At 49.7% G+C, this 20,723-nt stretch carries 16 protein-coding genes; 12 read left to right on the top strand and 4 right to left on the bottom strand.

Annotation, left to right across the window (positions count from 1 at the left end; genetic code table 11):
- Positions 1–19: 19 nt before the first annotated feature.
- Entirely contained in the window at positions 20–1,081 is a 1,062-nt protein-coding gene (locus tag HWI92_RS15790) for an NAD-dependent epimerase/dehydratase family protein (protein ID WP_204657055.1), read from the bottom strand.
- Positions 1,082–1,333: 252 nt separating this feature from the next.
- On the opposite strand from HWI92_RS15790, the gene HWI92_RS15785 reads away from it, so the two are divergent.
- From HWI92_RS15785 to HWI92_RS15770, 4 genes are read left to right on the top strand one after another with little or no spacing between them, the layout of a single operon-like run.
- On the top strand, positions 1,334–2,062 hold the full coding sequence (locus tag HWI92_RS15785) for a hypothetical protein (RefSeq protein ID WP_229248113.1): 729 nt from the start codon (positions 1,334–1,336) through the stop codon (positions 2,060–2,062).
- Positions 2,059–4,818, top strand: a complete 2,760-nt coding sequence (locus HWI92_RS15780) for a TonB-dependent receptor (RefSeq protein WP_204657053.1) — start codon at positions 2,059–2,061, stop codon at positions 4,816–4,818. Before HWI92_RS15785 ends, HWI92_RS15780 begins: the two co-directional genes overlap by 4 nt.
- Before the next feature lie 12 nt (positions 4,819–4,830).
- Positions 4,831–5,964, top strand: a complete 1,134-nt coding sequence (locus HWI92_RS15775) for a DUF4249 domain-containing protein (RefSeq protein ID WP_204657051.1) — start codon at positions 4,831–4,833, stop codon at positions 5,962–5,964.
- Between the two features lie 12 nt (positions 5,965–5,976).
- Entirely contained in the window at positions 5,977–8,385 is a 2,409-nt protein-coding gene (locus HWI92_RS15770; RefSeq protein ID WP_204657049.1) for a hypothetical protein, read from the top strand.
- Here HWI92_RS15770 and HWI92_RS15765 read toward each other — a convergent pair.
- Complete coding sequence (locus HWI92_RS15765) at positions 8,382–8,843, bottom strand: Lrp/AsnC family transcriptional regulator (protein WP_204657047.1); 462 nt, start codon at positions 8,841–8,843, stop codon at positions 8,382–8,384. The two genes, HWI92_RS15770 and HWI92_RS15765, sit on opposite strands and share 4 nt — an antisense overlap.
- Before the next feature lie 163 nt (positions 8,844–9,006).
- On the opposite strand from HWI92_RS15765, the gene HWI92_RS15760 reads away from it, so the two are divergent.
- Positions 9,007–9,966: an NAD-dependent epimerase/dehydratase family protein gene (locus tag HWI92_RS15760; RefSeq protein ID WP_374757878.1), complete on the top strand. Its 960-nt coding sequence runs from the start codon at positions 9,007–9,009 to the stop codon at positions 9,964–9,966.
- 70 nt (positions 9,967–10,036) lie between these two features.
- Complete coding sequence (gene kbl / locus HWI92_RS15755) at positions 10,037–11,218, top strand: glycine C-acetyltransferase (RefSeq protein WP_204657045.1); 1,182 nt, start codon at positions 10,037–10,039, stop codon at positions 11,216–11,218.
- Between the two features lie 216 nt (positions 11,219–11,434).
- Here kbl and HWI92_RS15750 read toward each other — a convergent pair whose 3' ends face one another.
- Complete coding sequence (locus tag HWI92_RS15750; protein WP_204657043.1) at positions 11,435–12,238, bottom strand: transglutaminase domain-containing protein; 804 nt, start codon at positions 12,236–12,238, stop codon at positions 11,435–11,437.
- A 185-nt stretch (positions 12,239–12,423) separates the two neighbouring features.
- Between HWI92_RS15750 and HWI92_RS15745 the strand changes: the two genes are divergently transcribed.
- The 3 genes from HWI92_RS15745 to HWI92_RS15735 all read left to right on the top strand — a co-directional run bounded on the left by HWI92_RS15745 (position 12,424) and on the right by HWI92_RS15735 (position 15,529).
- On the top strand, positions 12,424–12,957 hold the full coding sequence (locus tag HWI92_RS15745; protein WP_204657034.1) for a YceI family protein: 534 nt from the start codon (positions 12,424–12,426) through the stop codon (positions 12,955–12,957).
- A 134-nt stretch (positions 12,958–13,091) separates the two neighbouring features.
- Positions 13,092–14,444 carry a neutral/alkaline non-lysosomal ceramidase N-terminal domain-containing protein gene (locus HWI92_RS15740; RefSeq protein ID WP_204657032.1) on the top strand — a complete coding sequence of 451 codons (1,353 nt, stop codon included), beginning with the start codon at positions 13,092–13,094 and terminating at the stop codon, positions 14,442–14,444.
- A 2-nt stretch (positions 14,445–14,446) separates the two neighbouring features.
- Positions 14,447–15,529, top strand: a complete 1,083-nt coding sequence (locus HWI92_RS15735; protein WP_204657022.1) for a Gfo/Idh/MocA family protein — start codon at positions 14,447–14,449, stop codon at positions 15,527–15,529.
- Between the two features lie 4 nt (positions 15,530–15,533).
- Here the strand turns inward: HWI92_RS15735 and HWI92_RS15730 are convergent, their stop codons facing one another.
- Complete coding sequence (locus HWI92_RS15730; RefSeq protein ID WP_204657020.1) at positions 15,534–17,099, bottom strand: helicase HerA-like domain-containing protein; 1,566 nt, start codon at positions 17,097–17,099, stop codon at positions 15,534–15,536.
- A 215-nt stretch (positions 17,100–17,314) separates the two neighbouring features.
- On the opposite strand from HWI92_RS15730, the gene HWI92_RS15725 reads away from it, so the two are divergent.
- The 3 genes from HWI92_RS15725 to glmM all read left to right on the top strand — a co-directional run bounded on the left by HWI92_RS15725 (position 17,315) and on the right by glmM (position 20,690).
- On the top strand, positions 17,315–18,319 hold the full coding sequence (locus HWI92_RS15725) for an alpha-E domain-containing protein (RefSeq protein ID WP_204657012.1): 1,005 nt from the start codon (positions 17,315–17,317) through the stop codon (positions 18,317–18,319).
- Between the two features lie 46 nt (positions 18,320–18,365).
- Positions 18,366–19,106, top strand: coding sequence for a proteasome-type protease (locus tag HWI92_RS15720; RefSeq protein WP_204657010.1), 741 nt, complete (start codon positions 18,366–18,368; stop codon positions 19,104–19,106).
- A 180-nt stretch (positions 19,107–19,286) separates the two neighbouring features.
- Positions 19,287–20,690, top strand: coding sequence for a phosphoglucosamine mutase (gene glmM, locus HWI92_RS15715; RefSeq protein ID WP_204656994.1), 1,404 nt, complete (start codon positions 19,287–19,289; stop codon positions 20,688–20,690).
- Positions 20,691–20,723: the final 33 nt, after the last annotated feature.

Raw genomic sequence — 20,723 nt, 5'->3', positions numbered from 1 at the left:
GATTTAATGGATCAATGCCTTACTTCAGTATCGGCGCCAGATCAGCTTCATTTTCTTGGAGCCAGGCGGCGATTTCTTCTACGATCTGGCGGATGCCGATTTCAGGTTTCCAGCCGGTGAGCTGGGTTACGCGGGTGTTGTCAGTAACATACAGGCGGATATCAGCTGTCCGGTTTTCGGGTACTACTTTAATCGGGATGGTTTTTCCGGTGACTTCCTGACAGATTTTCGTGAGCTCCTGCAAAGATGCACTGCTTTCAAGTCCGCCCCCTGCATTGAGTATTTCTCCGTTTACCTGGTCGAGATGATGAAGTTGCCAGTCGATCAGCCGGTACAGGTCGGCTACGTGGAGCATGTCGCGTATCTGCTTGCCCGTTCCACCATAGCCAAAGTAGCCGAGCTGCTGCTCGAAGTAATGTTTTGCAATCCAAAGTACCATCACACCCTGGTCAACCTTACCCATCTGCCACGGGCCCGTGAGTACGCCGCAGCGGTTAATGACGGTTTTCAGATTGTAAAATTCATTGTATTCCTGAATGATCAACTCCGAGGCAAGTTTGGTAGTCCCATACAGCGAGCGGGCGCCGGTCAGTGGGAAGTCTTCGGCAATACCCCTGGACGAAGCACCCGGCACCGGTTGTTCGTCGGCCAGTGCAAACCGGGTATCTTCCTCAATAAAGTTGAGTGTCTCAATGGTTTTGATCGGGTAAACACGGCTGGTTGAAAGAAACAAAAAACCCGCTTTGTGCTTCAGTGCAAAGTTCAGACAGTTGATCGTACCCACGAGATTGGTATTAATCAGGTAGTCCGGCGTGCCATCCAGCCCTGCCAGTACCGAAGGCTCCGCGGAGGCTTCTATGACCATATCCACCGCCGGGATGCCGTCAAAGTCCTCTTTGCTGCGGATGTCGCCATGTACAAACTCCACTCCGCTCTTTTTCAGGCGGGGCAAATTGAGCTCCGACCCGCGGCGTTTAAGATTATCCAATGCAAATACCTCGTAGCCGGGGTAGTTAGCTTTCAATGAAATAGCCAGAGATGACCCTACAAAGCCGGCACCGCCGGTAATTAGTATCTTCATGATATTTTGAAAAGTGAAAAGAAAACCAGGAAAAGTGCAGTTATTTATCCCAAAAACAGGCAGGAGCTGCAATTTGATGTGTAAAATATTTATATTTCAATCATCCGCCGAATTCCGGTAAATAAATCCCGGAAAAAAATAGGAAGCGTACAAAGTAAGTAACCCGCGATTACAACTTTGGGTATACATTCCCGCGCCCCGAACCGGAAAACAGACAAATTTGAGAAGTATTGTAAACTTTAATCGCACTCCATGCGCATTAATACCATTGTCTTTTTTTTCTGCATCGGCCTCTCCGGGAATTTGTTTGCCCAGGACAGCGACATCCGTGTATCTGCGGTTAATCCGGCAGCATACCCCATTTCTCTTTATAAAACAGCCACCGCCCAGACACAAAACCTGTACAATGGGCGGCAGTACTATCTGTACGATGCCCGGAACGACGAGCATCAGTTTTTCCAGCAGAGCAAGTGGCGGAATGGTGTGATCATGTACGACGGTCAGGCTTTTGACAGTATTCCCATGCTGTACGACATCGTTCGCGACGAGCTGGTTATCCGGCATGTGTACGGTGATCACCTTTTGCTTCAGTCAGAGAAGGTCGCGAATTTCTGGCTTCTGGATCATCACTTTAAAAGAATGGAGTCGGGCAAGGATGTTAATGCATCCATGCGCAGCGGCTTTTATGATTTACTGTATGAGGGAAAAACGCAGGCTATTGCGCGTCGCTCTAAATCGAGACAGGAGAAAATACAGGATAAGCGTGTCATAGCACTTTTTCCGCCCAAAAATTTCTATTATGTCCGGAAAGACAGTACCTACCATCCCGTGCATTCCAGGAAATCATTCTTCGCCTTGTTTCCTGAACATAAAAGGGATTTCCGGCGGACTTTGCGTGAGAAAAACCTAAGGTTCCGTAGAGACCGGGAAATGGCGATTATCAGCCTGGCCACAGCCTACGACAAAACAGCCAGACCATGAGAAAACTGCTACCCCTCTTTTGCTTTCTGTTATTTTCACTGACTGCTGCTGCCCAGGGCACAGCGGAGAAGAAGATAACCATGCGCCTGGACTCCGCGCGGTTTGGTGACTTTGTAAAACAAATGGAGTCGCAAACCGGATACTATTTTTACTACGATGCAACCCGGTTTGACAGTCTTACCCTTGATCTTGATGTAAAAAACCTGAGTGTGAGGGAAGTTCTTGACCAGGTTTTCAGAGGCTCCGAGTTTGAGTATTCCATCGATCTGCAAAAACGCATTTACATTACCCAGGGCCAGCGCATTATCACCCAGCTTCCCCCCAGGCTTTTTGAGCCCGACGCCGTCACAGACGAAAACGTCGTATATGCCGGAGCGGAGAATGACGCCAAGGAAAAACTGCTCTCCACTGCCGAAAGCAAGGTGCATGAAATCGGAATCAGGAAACACCGCATTGTGCCTGGCAACAGTACCATCACAGGGTATGTCCGCAATGCAGCCACGGGCGAGCCGGTGATAGGTGCAGCCGTTTTTATAGATAAACCTAACATTGGTATTACCACGGACGCACTCGGGTACTTTTCCATCACCATTCCGCGGGGCAAGCAGATATTGCGGGTAAAAAGTACCGGCATGCGCGAAACGCAGCGGCAGGTGGTGCTGTACTCAGACGGTAAGCTGGACATTGAAATGCGCGAAAGCGTTATTGCATTGAAAGAGGTATCCGTGAAGGCCGGAATGGACAGGAATGTAGTGGGTACACAGATGGGGACCGTAAAACTGACCATCAAAAATCTGAAACAGGTACCTACGGTTTTTGGTGAAACCGATCTGCTTCGCACCATTATGACGCTGCCGGGCGTGAAGTCAGTGGGAGAGAACAGTACCGGGCTCAATGTACGCGGAGGTTCTACAGACCAGAACCTGATCCTCTATAATGATGCTACCATTTATAATCCTTCCCATTTGTTCGGCTTTTTCTCGGCTTTCAATCCGGATGTACTGAAAGACGTTGAATTATTCAAGAGCGCGATCCCGGCCAAATTCGGCGGAAGGCTGGCATCGGTGCTTGATATCAACAGCCGGGACGGCAATAAGAAGAAATTTGTAGCCTCTGGTGGTGCAGGGCTGGTTACCGGAAGGCTTACGCTCGAAGGTCCGCTTGTAAAGGACAAAACGTCATTTTTGCTGGGAGGACGTTCTACCTACTCCAACTGGCTGATCAGGACACTGGATAATGAAAATTATAACCAGAGTTCCGCTTCCTTTTATGACGTCAACCTGCATATCAGTCACGAGATCAATGAAAAAAACAGTCTTTTTCTGACCGGATATATCAGCGACGACCGGTTCAGGCTTTATGGCGATACGCTTTACACCTATCAGAATCAGCTTGGCTCCCTGAAATGGAAGCATACATTCAACAACAGGCTGTACAGTGTATTTACGGTTTCGCACAGCAAGTACCAGTACACCATGGAAGCAAAGGGATTGCCGCTGAATTCATTTGACCTGAAATTTGACATCAACCAATCCAACTTCAAGGCCGATCTCAGCTATGCATTGCACCCGAAACATACGCTTGACTTTGGCGCAAGTGCATTGTACTACAAGCTGCATCCCGGCAAATTTACACCTACCAGCACTGAGTCGCTGATCGTGCCGGATACCCTGGAGGCGGAGCAGGCCATGGAAAATGCATTGTACATAGAGGATAAGTTTGAAGTAAGTCCGAGACTGTCCATTACAGCCGGTATCCGCTATTCTTTTTACCAATATCTTGGTCCCAGGAATGTGAACACCTACCTGCCCGGGCTTCCTGTCGATTACATTTACCAGGAAGGCGTGCAGCATTACGGATCGGGCAAAAAGATAAAAGGGTATGGCGGTCCGGAATACAGGGCGTCTGTGCGGTACAGCATTTTCGATAACCTGTCTATGAAAGCGAGCTACAACAGTTTGCGGCAGTATATCCACCTGCTTACCAATACGATGACCATTTCTCCGACGGATATCTGGAAGCTGAGCGACAGCTACATCAAGCCGCAGATAGGGGACCAGTTTTCACTGGGTTTTTACAGGAATTTCAGGGGTAACAAAATTGAGGTTTCACTCGAAGGTTATTACAAAAACATCCGCAACTTCCTCGACTATAAAGGCGGCGACTCGCTCATTATGAATCACAACATTGAGGCCGCCGTGATCAATACCAAGGCCAAGGCTTACGGGGTGGAATTTATGGTTAAAAAAATGAGCGGAAAACTCAATGGCTGGCTGGCTTATACCTATGCCCGCACGCTGCTCCGGGCCATAGACCGCGACTCGCCCGACGCGCCCAATCACGGGGCATTTTATCCGAGTAACTACGACAAGCCGCACGATTTCACCCTCATTTCCAATTATCGTCTTTCACACCGTTTTAGCTTATCGCTCAACTTCACATACAGCACAGGCCGCCCCTATACGCCGCCTGTCGGGAAGTATATGATTGATGGCGCCCAGCGCGTGTATTATGCTGATCGTAATCAGTTCAGGATACCTGATTATTACCGGACGGACCTGTCTATGAATATAGAGGGCAATCACAAGATCAGGAAGCTCGCCCATAGTTCATGGACGCTGGCGGTATACAATCTCTGGGGACGAAAAAACCCTACATCAGTGTATTTCCAAACCGTTGGCGGGCGTGTGAACGGGTACCAGCTGTCTATTTTTGGTCAGCCGATCCCCACGGTTACTTACAATTTCAGATTTTAACGTAATGCAGATATGAAATACTGGTTGTTGAAAATCAGCTTTTTTGCGCTGATACTTGCGCTTGACAGCTGCATTGAGCCCTTCTCGCCACCCGAAGTAAATTCCGACCAGGGCTACCTGGTGGTGGACGGTTTTCTCAATGTAGGTAATGACAGCAGCAAGATCACATTGAGGAGGACGCAAAATGTGAATGTAAATACATTCCCTGCCGTGGTGGCTGGAGCAGCGATTGTGGCCGAAAGCGAAACCGGCGAGTCGTACAACTTTACAGAAACCGGCAGCGGCGAGTACATCCTGCCGCCGTACCCTTTTAACCGCTCCACGAGGTACCGGCTCCGTGTCAGCCTGGGCGCAGACCTGGAATACTTGTCGGAGTTTGTAGACGTGACCCAAACGCCTGCGATTGACAGTGTTACCTACAAGTACGATCCCAATCAGGATGCAATGGTCTTTTATGTCAACACGCACGACGCACAAAACAAAACACAGTTTTACCGCTGGAAATTTGAAGAAACGTGGGAGTACTTTACCGCCTATGCCTCCAACCTGGAAGTTGTAGACAGTCAGGTAGTGACCCGCCGGCAGCAGATCAGCCGGTGCTGGCGTACCATGCCTTCAGGAGGGATATCGCTGGGAAGTACTGTAAAGCTGAGTGCCGACATCATCCGGGACCTGCCACTGATTAAGGTGCCTGTTTCCACCAACAAGCTGTATTCCCGTTATAGTATTCTGGTAAAACAGTATGCACTCTCGCGGCCGGAGTTTGAGTATTGGACAAGCCTCTCTAAATCGACACAGATCACCGGCGGGCTTTTTGATCCGCAGCCCGGTCAGGTCACAGGAAACTTTCAGAATACGTCGGATCCTCAGGACCTGGTTTTCGGCTATTTCCGGGCGGGTACCGAAGATCAGAAGCGACTTACGGTTTCCCCAGGACTGGGCAATTTTCCCAGATGTGCGCTGCCTGACACATTACCTGTTTTATGCACACCTGCAACGGATGTGGAATGTGCAGCTAAAACGGCCAAATTATTACTGAATTACTACGGACCGCGCTCGGACTTTGTACTTGCAACCACGCCGGACTGCGCCGACTGCCGCCTGCAGGGCGGTACCACCAACAAGCCTTCGTACTGGGACAGATAGCCACACATTCGTATGAAAACCAGAACATTCATTAGCATTGTCGTTTTTTTTGCTAGTCTGCCACTCTTCGTCACCGCGCAGGAAGATGCAATGATCCGGTCAATCCGGCAGCGGTTTGATCTTTTCAGGGAAAAGTCGGTGCAGGAAAAGATGTACGTCCACCTGGATCGTACCCTGTATCTTATCGGTGAGACGATCTGGTTTAAAGCCTACAACCTGGATGGAAACACACATCTGCCACTCGACCTCAGTAAAGTAGGGTACCTGGAAGTACTTGACCAGGATAACAATGCAGTAGCACAAACAAAATTTTCCATTGCTGCCGGCAAGGGAAATGGTACCCTCCTTATTCCTGCGGGCGTAATCAGCGGAAGTTACAAGGTGCGCTGCTACACCAGCTGGATGAAAAATGCAGGTCCCGACTACTTTTTCGAAACACCCGTCACAATTGTTAATCCGTTTGTACGCTTTGATCCCGGCACGGAGGAAGTTGCAGATGAAGGTTACGATGTCCAGTTTTTCCCGGAAGGCGGGCACCTGGTACAGGGTATTGAAAGCAAAGTGGCATTCAGGGCGATAGGGCCCGACGGGAAAGGGCTTACCTTCCAGGGGGCACTGGTTAATAGCCGCAATGATACGGTTGCCAGGTTCACGCCGGAGCGCAGCGGCATCGGTTTTTTTGTTTTTACCCCTGAAAAAGATGAACAGTACAAGGCTGCGGTCAGAAACAAGCGGGGACAATGGTCTGCCTACGAATTTCCTGCTGCGGAAATGGTGGGTTATGTAATGCGGCTGCGGGAAGGGCAGGGTACCATGATGGATGTGGTAGTATCCGGCAAGCGCGAAGATGAAGATGAGCCCTCCACGGTTTACCTCCTCAGCCACACCCGGCAGGGAAATGTACTGGCCGACAAGAAGGTCTGGAGGAAAGGTTCTGTTACTTTTCAGATTGATAAATCTCAGCTGGGTGAAGGTATTTCGCAGATCACCGTCTTCAATGAAAAGCTCAGGCCCATTTGTGAAAGGTTGTATTTCAAGCGCCCCACTCAGCGCCTGCAGGTGTCGGCTACGAGCAGTAAAAATTACATTACGCGGGAAAAAGTCAGCCTTGAACTCACGGCTGCACTCGGTAATGCACCGGCTCCGCTGACTGATCTCTCCATTTCCATTTTCAGGGAAGATTCCATACAGGCCAGGCCACAGCAGGATATTTCCAGCTATTTCTGGCTTAGTTCCGACCTGAAAGGTACCGTCGAGGATCCCGGCTACTACTTTGAAAATCCTTCATCTGAAAAAGACCGCCAGCTCGATAACCTGATGCTGACGCATGGTTGGAGGCGGTTTAAATGGGAGCAGGTTTTCTCCAACAAGCCGCTTGCATTTGACTACTTACCCGAGTACGACGGTCATTTTATTTTTGCAAAACTGCTGAACAAAAATGACAGTACGCCTGCCAAAGGCGTGGAAGCTTTCCTGGCCTCGCTCGATGTGCCTGCGCGGTTGTATGTGGCGCACAGCGATCCGAAAGGCAATCTGATGTTTGAGGTGCGTAAGTTTACCGGACCCAAGGAAATCACGCTGCAAACCAATCTGAGCAGGGATTCACTTTACCGCTTTGAATTCACAAGCCCATTCCCGAGGCAATTTTCAGATCGTAAGGTTCCTCCTTTTGTTTTTGATAAAACAATGGAAAACCAGCTACTGACGCGGGCAATCAACATGCAGACCAGCAATGCATTTATGCCCGTGAAGTATGTCGATCGCAACTCCACGCTTACCGACTCGCTCCCGTTTTTTGGTATGCCTGATGAGAAGTACTTCCTGGACGATTACACCCGTTTCCCGACCATGGAGGAAGTGCTGCGTGAGTATGTGAAAGGTGTTCTGGTAAGGAGGAGGCAAAAGCAGTGGCATTTCTGGATGGTGGATAAGCTTATTCCGAATACCCTTTACAATACCGATCCCCTGATCCTGCTGGATGGTATACCGGTGTTCAATGCAGGCAAAATCATTGAATTTGATCCGCTTAAGGTAAAGAAAATCGAACTCATCAGCTCCCGGTACTTCCTGGGCCTATCCACGTTCACGGGCATTGTGAGCTTCTCCACTTACCAGGGTAATCTCGGCGGTTTTGAACTGGATCCCCGTGTCACGGTTATGCCGTATGACGGTATACAGGCAGAGCGGGAGTTTTATGCACCCCGGTACGACAGCGCCAATGCCGGCAGCCGCATTCCCGACTTCCGCAACCTGCTATACTGGTCGCCCGGTGTTACGACCGGTGCGGACGGAAAGGCGCATGTCGACTTTTACACTTCCGATCAGGATGGGCATTACCGGGTGGTGGTGCAGGGAATGAACCCGGCGGGCGTGAGCGGCAGCCACACCTTTACATTTGATGTAAACCGACGTAATTTTTAGATGTAAAACTCGGAGGTGTGTTTGATTTCTTTCAAAACGAAAGTACTGTTGAGCACGCCGATATTATCGATTTTGGATAGTTTGTACTTGACAAAATCGTGATAGTCGTCGAGGCTGGCTACGTGGATTTTAAGTAGAAAATCTACCTGACCGGCCATGTGATAGCATTCCTGCACTTCTTCCAGCTTCTGAATTTCCTGCTCGAATTTCTCGATGAATTCCTCATTGTGGTACCGCATGGATACCTGGCAAATGGTAGTGACCTGCCTGTTGATGAGTTTTTTATCCAGAATAGCCACGTACTGCTTAATGTAACCCAGGCTTTCCAGCCGGCGGATGCGCTCATAAACCGGCGACACGGTCAGGTTGAGCATTGTGGCAATCTCTTTGGTAGTTTTTTTTGCATCTTTTTGCAAAATGCGGAGTATTCTGGTATCGATTTTGTCCAATTGTTCCATGGTGCAATAATATTTTCTGTGATAGGATCAAGTTAAATCTTTTTGCAGGAAATCTTACTCCCGAGTTGGTGATGTCTGGTAATATTTACTGCAAATGGTCCTATAAATTGAAATTAGTAGGCTGTTTTGTCAAATTTGCCAGAGATCTAAATGGAATGTCACTATGAAGTTGAAACGCGAATGTATCCTGGTAACCGGTGCCAATGGTCAGATTGGTTCGGTGCTTACGGGCTATCTCAGAGGTATTTACGGCGACGATCAGGTGATTGCCACAGATATCAGAGAGCCGGAGACAGCAGCCGGGCGTTTTGAGAAGCTGGATGTGACAGATGCCGCTTCACTGGCGCAGATCGTTTCCAAAAACAAGGTCACGCAGGTATACCACCTTGCGGCCATTCTTTCTGCCAGAGGTGAGCAGGAACCGATGAAAACCTGGCAGGTGAACATGGGCACGTACTTTAATGTGCTGGAAGCAGCGCGGGAGCGCGGAGTGGAAAAAGTATTTTATCCCAGCTCGATCGCAGTGTTCGGAGCCCACATTTCAAATGAGCCGGGTCAGTGGGCATACCTCGAACCAGCCACCGTGTACGGCATCAGCAAGGCAGCCGGCGAAAACTGGTCTGACTACTACTTCAAACGATACGGCCTGGACATCCGCTCGCTGCGATACCCTGGCATCATCGGGCACCAGTCTATGCCCGGCGGCGGAACTACTGACTATGCCGTCGATATCTACCATAAAGCTGTAAAAGGGGAGGCATTTGAATGTTTTTTGAATCCAGATACAACCCTGCCGATGATCTATATCAGCGACGCCATGGACGCTACCATAAGACTGATGGAGGCTGCCAGGGAGGATATTACTGTGCGTACCAGCTACAACCTGGCCGGAATGAGCTTCTCGCCTGCGGAAATTACTGCCAGCATCCAAAAGTTTATTCCCGACTTCACCATCACATACAACCCCGACTTCCGGCAAAAAATCGCTGACTCCTGGCCCAGCCACATCGACGATTCCATAGCCAGAAAAGACTGGTCCTGGCGTCCTTCCTATACCCTCGACAAAATGACAGAGGAAATGATCAGGGAACTCAGGAAAAAGGATCTCAGCATAAAGCGCTAGTTATCATAAGCCAAGACAAGAGCCTCTCTCTTATTCAATCATTCAATCACATAACCATTCAGTCATTACCATGTACCCCATCAAAACCGACCTTCAATCCGAGCTGGACGAGATCCGCTCGGCAGGGTTATATAAAAAAGAGCGCGTAATCACCACCCCGCAGTCCGCCAGTATTGAGACAGACGGGAGGGAAGTGCTCAATTTTTGTGCAAACAATTATCTGGGTTTGTCATCACATCCCGACGTGATCAAGGCAGGCATTGAAGCCATCCAAACGCATGGCTTCGGCATGTCGTCGGTGCGGTTTATTTGCGGAACCCAGGATATTCACAAGGAGCTGGAACGAAAAACAGCTGAGTTCCTGGGGATGGAAGATTGTATTTTGTACGCGGCAGCATTTGACGCCAATGCTGGAGTGTTTGAACCTTTACTCAATGAGCAGGATGCCATCATTTCCGATGAGCTCAACCACGCTTCGCTGATCGACGGCATACGCCTGTGCAAGGCCAAACGCTTCCGGTACAAGCATAATGATATGGCAGATCTAGAAGCACGTTTGCAGGAAGCCCGTGGCAGCCGCCGCATCCTGATTGTCACCGACGGCGTGTTCTCTATGGATGGTACCATTGCAAGGCTCGACAAAATTTGTGATCTGGCAGAGGCCAACTCTGCCATGGTGATGATTGACGAGTGCCACGCAACCGGATTTCTGGGCAAGACGGGCCGGGGTACGCATGAGTTCAGGAATGTGATGGGGCGGATCGATATCATTACAGGAACCTACGGCAAGGCGCTGGGGGGCGCATCTGGTGGTTTTACGGCCGCCAAAAAAGAAATCGTTGAAATACTCCGGCAGCGTTCGCGTCCCTACCTTTTTTCAAATACCCTCGCGCCTTCCATCGTGGGTGCATCCATTAAGGTACTGGACCTGCTCTCCCAATCCACAGCCCTGCGCGACAAGCTGGAAACCAATACGGCTTATTTTCGCAAAGCCATGCAGGAAGCGGGCTTCGACATCTTGCCCGGTGAACATCCTATTGTACCGATCATGCTGTACGATGCGAAGCTCGCCCAGGAATTTGCCGCGCGGCTTCTGGATGAAGGCATTTATGTGATCGGCTTCTTTTATCCCGTCGTTCCCAAAGACAAAGCCCGCATCAGAGTCCAGATTTCAGCCGCCCACGAGCAGGAACATCTGGAAAAAGCAGTAGCAGCATTCACAAAAGCAGGGAAGGAGCTGGGGGTGGTGTAGGGGGCTGGGGTGGTCAGGTTTAGTCAGGTGTAGTCAGGTATTGACAGATGTGGTTGTGTGTGCTTGTGTTGTGAATTATTGTAAATAGGTCTATTTATCAAAATTTGTTTATTCCTAACCCCTTAAAAAACAACACCTGACTAAACCTGACAACACCTGACTACCCCAAACAACACCTGACCAAACCTGACTACCCCATAGAACACCTTACTCTCCCTAATTCCCCTCCGCCTCCATCAACTCCGCCTCCACATGCAATGATTGCAGTGTTGCATTGCCATATTGGGTAACCATTGCCACATCGGCAGCATCGCGTCCGTGGGCGATTTCGATGCGGTAGCCGTCGGTTTTTTCCTGTACGGCGTCAAAGGTGTACCAGTCTCCGCCAATGTATACCTCAAACCAGGCATGCAGATCCATCACTTTAAGCCGATCCAGATAGCCCACAGTCATGCGCGTAGGAATGCAAAGATTACGGCACAATGAGATGGCCAGATGCGTGAAGTCACGGCACACGCCAATGCGGTTGCGCGCTACGTCCAGTGCAGTAGTGCTGGCATTGGTCACACCGTACTGGTACTTGATATTCTGATGAATCCATGTGCGAATCGCCTCCACCTGATCGTAGCCCGGCGTCAGATTACCTGCAATATTCATTGCGAGCATGTTAATTTCATGTAAATCCGACTGGCAATACCGGCTCGGCAGAATATAATGCATCACACTGTCGGGCAGGTCGCCTACGAGCATATAGCCCGGCTTGGGGTCCGGAATCGGTTTGGTAGGGTTTACCTGTGCCTGTACTTCCGTCGTGATCGTCACCTTACCCACCGGCAGGATCATCCGCTGGCAGGGATTTCCGTATAAATCCGTGTATTCCGAAAATGATACAGAAGGCTCTACATTAAATCCTTCCTGTATGATAGACTGTCCGTCCTGCCGGCGGGGCCGGAGCATGGTCGTTACTGTGGTGGGCGCATACACGTCATACGTAAATATGCTTCTTCCCTTCATTTTCATGTATTAAGTCGATTTAGTTTTTTGGATAAATATGAGAATCAATACACTGACTTAAAATTGCATGCCATATTTTACATCCAACAATATAGCCTTTATACGAATTAAAACCCCATTGTACACGTTTACCAACCAAAATCCTGATTTAGGATTTGTCAAATGTTTGTGGAATTTAAATTGAAAACCCTATGGCAGTTACAAAATGGATTGTAGACCCTATTCACTCTGATGTTCAGTTCAAGATCAAGCACCTGGTAATTTCCACGATCACAGGTTCTTTCAACAATTTCGAGGGAGGTGCTACCTCCGATATGAACGATTTTGAAAACGCAGAGATTCATTTTTCTCTGGATGTAAACAGTATTGACACCAATCAGGAAACCCGGGATGAACACCTTCGCTCAGCCGACTTTTTCGATGCCGAGCAGTACCCGCATATCACGTTCCAATCGAATTATTTTCATAAAGTCAAAGGCGATAATTACAAGCTTTCGGGCTTGCTTACACTGAAAGGCATTACCAAGCCCATTGAGCTCGATGCCGAGTATGGCGGCAGTGAGCGCGATGGTGACGGTAAGCTGCGCATCGGCTTTGAAGTTGAGGGGCGCATCAGCCGGCAGGAGTTCGGCCTCAACTACATGCAGCTGACTGACGCCGGCGGACTCGTCATCGGTGAGGATGTTAAGCTCATTGCCAACATCCAGCTCGTGCGCCAAAGCTGATTATCAACCATATTTTGACCTCAAACCCGACGGTTGCCAGCGCATTGTCGGGTTTTTTGGTAAAAACTGCGGCCGCAAGTGCAGTAATCGGTTATCTGTTTATCTTTACAAACAAACCCTCAAATCAGATTTTAATGAAATTTTTCAGAATCCTGTTATCAGCACTCGGCGTGTTGCTGCTGCTGCTGGTACTGGCGATAGGTTCCATGGTAACGACTATGGACCGCACGCCGTACAAGGAAATGCCTTATTACAGGCAATGGAAGCAGCTTATTGCGGGTGTAAAGGCCGATACTTCCAATATGTCCGGCAGCCTCAGAGTAGGGTGGGCCAAGGTTAACATTACTCCGCCGGCTCCCACCCCCACGGCCGGTTACGGCAAGCGGAAAGGCAAGGAATATACTTCCGTGCACGACTCGGTGTATGTGCGCGCCATGGTGATCGACAATGGAACAACGCAGGCAGCGATCGTTGCGGCCGATCTGCTGATCATACCGCCTACCGTCATCAGCCGCCTCAAACCACGACTTACCAAAGATAATATCCCATTTGACCAGGTGTATTTCGGTGCTACCCACAGCCACAACAGCGTGGGTGCATGGGGTACCGGTATTTCAGCCTTGTTCTTTTCGGGTAAATATGATGACGCTACGGTAAAAAGATTATCGGATGCCATCTTCAATGCCGTCACCGCGGCACAGAAAAACCTGGAACCTGCCACCCTCACCTACATGGAATCGGTGGATTCGGTGGACATCAAAAACAGGCTGGTAGGAAATGAAGGCGGTATTGACCCCGAAATACGTTCGGCTGCTTTTGAAACCATAAGCGGCAAAAAAGCCATTTTAAGTTCGTACGCAGCCCATTCTACCATTATCAATTCGGGCAATATCGTGCTCTCCCGCGATTATCCCGGCGTGCTGGTGGATTCACTCGAAAAAGGCAGGTACAACTTCGCCATGTACATGGCCGGAGCAGTAGGCAGCATGGCCCCGATCGAAAAGGGTACCGACGATTTTGACGAAATGAAAAACCAGGCCTACGGCGTCCAGCGGGCATTGCTTTCGGAAAAGGCAGTGAAGGAGCCGGCGAGGGGAGCTGTCCTGGAAACGATCACGTTGCCGCTGCCTCTGCGCAATCCTTCTCCGCGGCTTACCATGGACCTGGTCCTCAGGCCCTGGGCATTCAAAAAAGCTTTCGGCGAATATCCCGTGTTTGTCAAGGCATTACGGGTAGGCAATATCATTATGGTAGGCATGCCCTGCGATTTTTCGGGAGAGCTCGTGGCCGGACTGGATGCCTATGCCAAAACCAAGGGCATGAATCTGATGGTAACCAGCTTTAATGGAGGGTATATCGGGTATATTACCCATGATAAATACTTTGAAAAAGACTCCTACGAAACAAAAACCATGAACTGGTACGGTCCTTACAATGGTGCTTACTTGCAGGAGGTCATTATTGATATCATTGATAAATTATCCTGATTATGAAGTGGTTCTTCCTGTTGACTTTTGGGATTTGGAGCTTTGCAGCAGCTGCCCAAGCTCCTGTACGTGTTGCAGTAGCCGGCCTGAGCCACGGACATGTGGGCTGGATTTTTAACCGGAAAGAAAAAAAAGATATTCAGCTGGTAGGTATCTATGAAACCAACCCGGAGCTCGTCGCCGAATTTGCAGGAAAATACAAGCTCGATCGTAAGCTCTTTTACAATGACCTGGCCAAAATGCTGGAAGAAACAAAGCCTGAGGCAGTTTCCGCGTTCGGGGCGATCAGCGACCATGTGGCGGTAGTACGCGCATGTGCTCCCCGGAAAGTACATGTGATGGTGGAAAAGCCGCTTGCAACCACATTGGCTGACGCCAAAGAAATTGCACAGCTGGCCTCAAAACATCAAATTCAGGTGCTGACAAATTATGAAACATCCTGGTATGCAAGTAACCAGCACGTCAGGCAGCTTGTGGAAGAAGGAAAGTTGGGGGAAATCAGGAAGGTAATGGTCAATGATGGCCATCAGGGCCCCAAGGAAATCGGGGTCAGCAAGGAGTTTTTTGCCATTTTAACCGACCCTGAAAAGAATGGTGCCGGTGCACTCACCGACTTCGGATGTTACGGGGCCAACCTCATGACCTGGCTTTTGAACGGTCAGCGGCCCACCTCTGTTACCGCCGTAGCGCACCAAAACAAGCCGGATATATACAAGAACGTAGACGACGAAGCCTCCATCATTCTCCAATACCCCAAAGCGCAATGCATTATTCAGGCTTCCTGGAACTGGTCTTTTGCCCGCAAGGATATGGAAGTTTACGGCAATAAAGGTTACGCCATTGCCGTAAATCCCACCACAATCCGCCAGCGGCTGTCGGAAAAATCGCCCGAAGAAACATTGAAGATCTCCCCGAGGCCCGATCCGTTTACCGACCCTTTTTCAGTACTGGCGGATGTTGTGCAGGGTAGGTTGCAGCTCGAAAAGAATGATCTGTACGGTTTGCCGGTCAATGTGACAGTAGTCGAAATTCTCGAAGCAGCGAGAAAATCGGCCAGCGAAGGCAAGACCGTTTATCTTCAGTAAACTGTCAGAAACCAAATAGTCCACCACTCTTTTTGCGCGTGCTGCCGGTACTTTTACCAAAAAGCATCCCGAAAACACCCCGTACCACCTCCCGCCCGATCTGCTTGGCGAGGGGTGAATTTAGTGCTTCTGAAATCACGCTTTTTTCTTCCCTGACCCTTCCTGCCGGTTTGGAGGTAGCCTTTTCCTCTTGCTGGGCCGCAGCAGTTTTTGCATGGTCTTCCATGCGGCGCGTCAGTATTTCGTATGCACTTTCCGGGTCAACGGGATCTTTGTATTTCAGGTAAAGGTCTGAGCTGGTGACATGCTTATCATAGTCCGCCTGGGTCATGGGGCCCATCACGGAGGTTGGCGGAAGCAAATGGGTGGCAGCAACCTCGGTGGGGATCCCTTTTTCATTCAGGACGGTAATCAGTGCCTGCCCGATCCCCAGCGTGGTAAGTACCTGATCAATCGTATAAAAATTGGATTTCGGGTATGTTTTAACTGTTTGTTTGAGCGCATCCGCGTCCTGGGGCGTAAATGCCCGGAGCACATGCTGTACCCGGTTGCCAAGCTGCGACAGCACCGAAACCGGGATGTCCTGTGCCATTTGGGTACAGAAAAAGATACCCACGCCCTTCGAGCGGATCAGCCGCACAACCTGCTCAATCTGGTCCAGAAAAGCGCGGGGAGCATCTTTGAAAAGCAAATGAGCTTCGTCCAGGAAGAAGACCAGTTTTGGCTTGTCGAGATCGCCGGCTTCGGGAAGTTTCTGGTAAATTTCGGCCAGCAGGCTGAGCATGAATGTGGAAAACAATGCAGGCTTGTCCTGCACGTCGGATACATTGAGCAGGCTGATCACACCTTGTCCGTCTACTTTATTAATCAGGTCGTCAATGTCAAAAGACCTTTCCCCGAAAATCGTGGACACGCCCTGCTGTTCCAGGGCGACGATCTTGCGGAGGATAGTACCCGCGGTTGCGGACGAAATTGTTCCGTAGTCCGCCTTGATCTCCGCTGCGCCTGGTCCGTCGGACAGGTAGTTGAGCACTTTTTTCAGATCATTCAGGTCGACCATGGGCAAATCCTTATCATCTGCATACTTAAACAGGATCGCGAGTACACCAGCCTGGGTTTCGTTCAGCTCAAAGATCTTTGAAAGCAGAATCGGCCCGAATTCGAGCACGGTGGCGCGCATCTGGGCGCCTTTTTCGCCACTCAGCGAGTAAAGTTCCACCGGGTATCCGCGTGGCTCGAACACGGTTCCGAGTACCCGGGAGCGTTCTTCGAGCATGGCGCTGGCCTTACCGGGCTGTGCAATGCCCGACAGGTCACCTTTGATGTCCGACATAAAAACCGGAACACCTGCCGCCGAAAGCTGCTCGGCAAATACCTGCAAAGTCCGCGTTTTTCCCGACCCTGTGGCACCTGCTACCAGTCCGTGGCGGTTCATCATGCGAAGCGGCAGGTTCACCCGTGCTTCCCCGATGATCTCACCATGGAGTATGGCGGAGCCGAGGTGTATCACAGGTTGCGCAGTGTTGTACGACTTCTGAATAGCGGCGACAAAATCTTCTTTTTGTGACACGGAAATACCGGTTTATGGGATGGATTGTTATTTTACAAAAATTAGAAGTTTACGGCATAAAGCAAGTTGCACTTCGATTTTTTATCCTATGATAATATTCAAAGACGATGTGGGACTTTTCGCATGTTCTTGTATTTGCAAAATTTTATTAGGTATTTTGATTTGATCGCCTAATGTTTATTCTGATTTAGATATTTAAAGTCAATATTGCGTTTATGCTGAGCCGAGTTGCCAATTCAATTTACTGGATGAACCGTTACATGGAGCGTGCTGAAAATTACGCCCGCTTTGTAGGAGTTAATTTTAACCTGGCCCTCGACCTGCCACCGGATGTTGACGAACAATGGGAGCCGCTGCTGATTGCTACGGCGGATCATTTTCTTTTTTATAAATACTTCGAAAAACCTACCAAAGAGGACGTTATTCATTTTATGACGTTCGATAAGCGTAATCCTAATTCTATCATCAGCTGCCTGTATGAGGCTCGCGAGAATGCCCGTACCATCCGCGAGGCAATCTCAAAGGAAATGTGGGAGACGATCAACACCTTCTATCTTTCATTGCGCAGCACTTCCCCTGAGGATTTCCGCAATATGGACCATATGCAGGCATTTTTTACCGATATCCGTAAAAACTGCCAGCTGTTCCACGGCGTGGTCGATACCTCCATCACCCGGAATGAAGCCTGGCATTTTGGCCGGCTGGGGCGCCATATCGAGCGTGCCGATAAATGTTCGCGGTTCCTGGATGTCAAGTACTTCACACTTCTGCAGGACTCGGGTACTTCCGGCTCCACGCTCGACCTGATGCTCTGGACCGCCGTGCTCAAATCAGTAAGTGCCTACAACATGTACCGCCAAACGCACAGTGCGCTGACGCCCATGAATATTGTGGCTTTCCTGATCCTGGACAAGCTTTTTCCGCGCTCAATTGCCTATTGCGTGCGCCAGGCGGAGCTCTCGCTGTATGCCATCGGCGGCTCCATTCCCGAGCGTGGATACAGCAATCCTGCCGAGCGCGCACTGAGCAAAATCCGCAGCGAGCTGGAATTTGTGGAGGTGGACGAGATATTCAAAATGGGCCTGCACGAATATTTGGACAAATTCCAAATCAGGAATAATGAGGTCGATAATGCCATTTTTGGTGTGTATTTCGGACTTGAAACGGGCATGTCCCAAAGCCAGTCCATGGGGCACTCAAGAAGCCAGTGGATGAACTGATAATCTTTTCTATCTTAGCGACCCTATCCATCAGAGCCGCATAGAAATGACTTATTGCTTAGGCATTAAACTGGCGACCGGCCTGGTTGCCATTGCAGATACCCGCCTCACCTCCGGAACGGAAGTATCTACCAACAAGAAGGTTTCTGTTTATCAGTCAGACAAGCACTCCATCTTCATCATGACCTCGGGGCTGCGGTCCGTGCGTGACAAGGCAATTACGTACTTTAAGGAGGTGCTGGAAGAGCGTGAAGCATCATTTGACAAGATATACAAGGCCGTGAATGCACTGGGTGAGCAGGTCAGGCGGGTTGCCGAAGAAGACCGGCGCGCGCTGAATGCAGCCGGACTGGCTTTCAACCTGTTTGCAATCGTAGGCGGCCAGCTTGAAAATGACAGTGAGCACAAGCTTTTTTTGCTGTACCCGGAAGGTAACTGGGTGGAGGTAGGCGATGAAGGTTCCCCTTTTATCATTATAGGCAATTCGGGCTACGGAAAACCGCTGCTGTACCGCAGTCTCAAATTCGACAGCTCCATGCAGGATGCATTAAAAATAGGTTTTCTGTCCTTTGATTCTACGCGCGTCAGTTCCAATGATGTCGACTACCCGATTGACGTTGTACTGTATGAGCGTGATTCTTTCCAGATCGTGGAGCACCGGTTTGAAAAAGATGACCTCGACTATGTGGGTAAGCAATGGAGCGCATTGCTGAGCAACTCTGTGCACAAGCTGCCTATGGAATGGATGGGGACCGTGTTCAGTAAACTGGAGCAGGCCGCGCAGTAAAAGATTGGTAGTCCGGGAAACGATCCCGGCGGCGCTGAGGTTTCCTTTAGTACAGTGAAATGCGTAAGGCGGTAAATGTATATTTATCGGTCCGTATACTGTATTGTATGAAGAAAAAACCTCACTCCAAAGAGGGAAATTAGTATTTTTGCTTTCTATCAAACCGAGGATTTTTATATCGTGACGTTAATCAAATCTATCTCAGGAATCAGAGGTATAGTGGGTGGGAAATCTGGCGAGGGACTGACTTCGATTGATGTTGTCAAATTTGCTGCGGCATACGGAACCTGGCTCAGGCGTACCACTCCCCAGAATGCAAAAGTTATCATTGGCCGCGACGCCCGCCTTTCCGGTGAAATGGTGAGCCGGCTCGTGGCCGGAACTTTGCAGGGAGTAGGGCTTCACGTGATCGATCTGGGACTTTCTACCACGCCTACCGTGGAGCTTGCTGTCACTGCAGAAAAAGCCGCAGGCGGAATTATCCTGACGGCCAGCCATAACCCCATTCAATGGAATGCCCTGAAACTGCTTAACCATGAGGGAGAGTTCATCTCAGGATCGGAAGGAGAAGAAGTACTCGCTATTGCCGAGGCAGAGGATTTTGCATTTGTTGACGTTAAAAAACTGGGTACATATAGCACAGACGATACTTACCTGCAAAAGCACATTGACCACATTCTCGGACTTGCACTGGTAGACACCGAGGCAATCCGGAATGCACATTTCAAGATTGTAGTGGATGCCGTAAACTCTACCGGCGGCATTGTGGTGCCCATGCTGCTGGAAGCATTGGGTGTAGAGGTAAAAAATATTAAAAAGCTGAACTGTGACCCGACAGGCAATTTTGCCCATAATCCGGAGCCGCTTCCCGAACACCTGAGGGAAATCAGCAAGGAGCTGAACAATGGTTCTTATAACCTGGGTGTCGTTGTGGATCCGGATGTAGACAGACTTGCATTGATGTGCGAGGATGGTACGCCTTTCGGCGAGGAATATACCCTGGTCGCAGTTGCCGACTATGTACTTAAAAATACGCCGGGCAACTCGGTATCCAATCTTTCCTCTACGGCTGCATTGCGTGATGTGACGCTGAAAGCCGGCGGCAAGTACTTTGCATCAGCAGTAGGAGAGGTGAATGTAGTGAATGCAATGAAAGAGAATGGTGCAGTGATCGGGGGAGAGGGCAACGGAGGCGTCATATACCCAGAAAGCCACTACGGCCGTGACGCACTGGTAGGTATTGCGCTGTTCCTTACGCACCTGGCCAAATTCGGAAAGACAGCCTCCGTATTGCGCCGCTCTTATCCGAACTATTATATTTCAAAAAACAAGATCGAGCTGACGCCGGATATCAATGTCGATAACATCCTGAGCCGCATTCAGACCCGCTACTCCAAGCAGCCGCTGAATACAGTTGATGGCGTCAGGATTGAGTTTGACCGCGAGTGGGTACACCTGCGCAGATCGAATACGGAACCTATTATCCGGATCTATTCAGAGTCTGAAACACAGACTACTGCTACCAACCTGGCCAACAAGATTATTTCCGACATCAAGGAGATTATTTCGGAGCCTAAAAAATAAGCCTCCGGGCAATTACCAATCTGATATTTACAG

The sequence above is a fragment of the Dyadobacter sandarakinus genome (genome assembly GCF_016894445.1).
GTDB lineage: Bacteria > Bacteroidota > Bacteroidia > Cytophagales > Spirosomataceae > Dyadobacter > Dyadobacter sandarakinus.
Note: the sequence above shows the minus strand (reverse complement) of the source record. Positions and strands in the feature narration are given on the sequence as shown.

Excerpts from the sequence above, each read along its gene's own strand:
- HWI92_RS15720 (WP_204657010.1), top strand. The coding sequence starts at position 18,366 with ATGACTTATTGCTTAGGCATTAAACTGGCGACCGGCCTGGTTGCCATT.
- HWI92_RS15740 (WP_204657032.1), top strand. The coding sequence starts at position 13,092 with ATGAAATTTTTCAGAATCCTGTTATCAGCACTCGGCGTGTTGCTGCTG.
- HWI92_RS15790 (WP_204657055.1), bottom strand. The coding sequence starts at position 1,081 with ATGAAGATACTAATTACCGGCGGTGCCGGCTTTGTAGGGTCATCTCTG.
- HWI92_RS15780 (WP_204657053.1), top strand. The coding sequence starts at position 2,059 with ATGAGAAAACTGCTACCCCTCTTTTGCTTTCTGTTATTTTCACTGACT.
- HWI92_RS15765 (WP_204657047.1), bottom strand. The coding sequence starts at position 8,843 with ATGGAACAATTGGACAAAATCGATACCAGAATACTCCGCATTTTGCAA.
- HWI92_RS15725 (WP_204657012.1), top strand. The coding sequence starts at position 17,315 with ATGCTGAGCCGAGTTGCCAATTCAATTTACTGGATGAACCGTTACATG.
- HWI92_RS15775 (WP_204657051.1), top strand. The coding sequence starts at position 4,831 with ATGAAATACTGGTTGTTGAAAATCAGCTTTTTTGCGCTGATACTTGCG.
- HWI92_RS15735 (WP_204657022.1), top strand. The coding sequence starts at position 14,447 with ATGAAGTGGTTCTTCCTGTTGACTTTTGGGATTTGGAGCTTTGCAGCA.
- HWI92_RS15750 (WP_204657043.1), bottom strand. The coding sequence starts at position 12,238 with ATGAAAATGAAGGGAAGAAGCATATTTACGTATGACGTGTATGCGCCC.
- HWI92_RS15785 (WP_229248113.1), top strand. The coding sequence starts at position 1,334 with ATGCGCATTAATACCATTGTCTTTTTTTTCTGCATCGGCCTCTCCGGG.
- HWI92_RS15770 (WP_204657049.1), top strand. The coding sequence starts at position 5,977 with ATGAAAACCAGAACATTCATTAGCATTGTCGTTTTTTTTGCTAGTCTG.
- HWI92_RS15745 (WP_204657034.1), top strand. The coding sequence starts at position 12,424 with ATGGCAGTTACAAAATGGATTGTAGACCCTATTCACTCTGATGTTCAG.
- kbl (WP_204657045.1), top strand. The coding sequence starts at position 10,037 with ATGTACCCCATCAAAACCGACCTTCAATCCGAGCTGGACGAGATCCGC.
- HWI92_RS15760 (WP_374757878.1), top strand. The coding sequence starts at position 9,007 with ATGAAGTTGAAACGCGAATGTATCCTGGTAACCGGTGCCAATGGTCAG.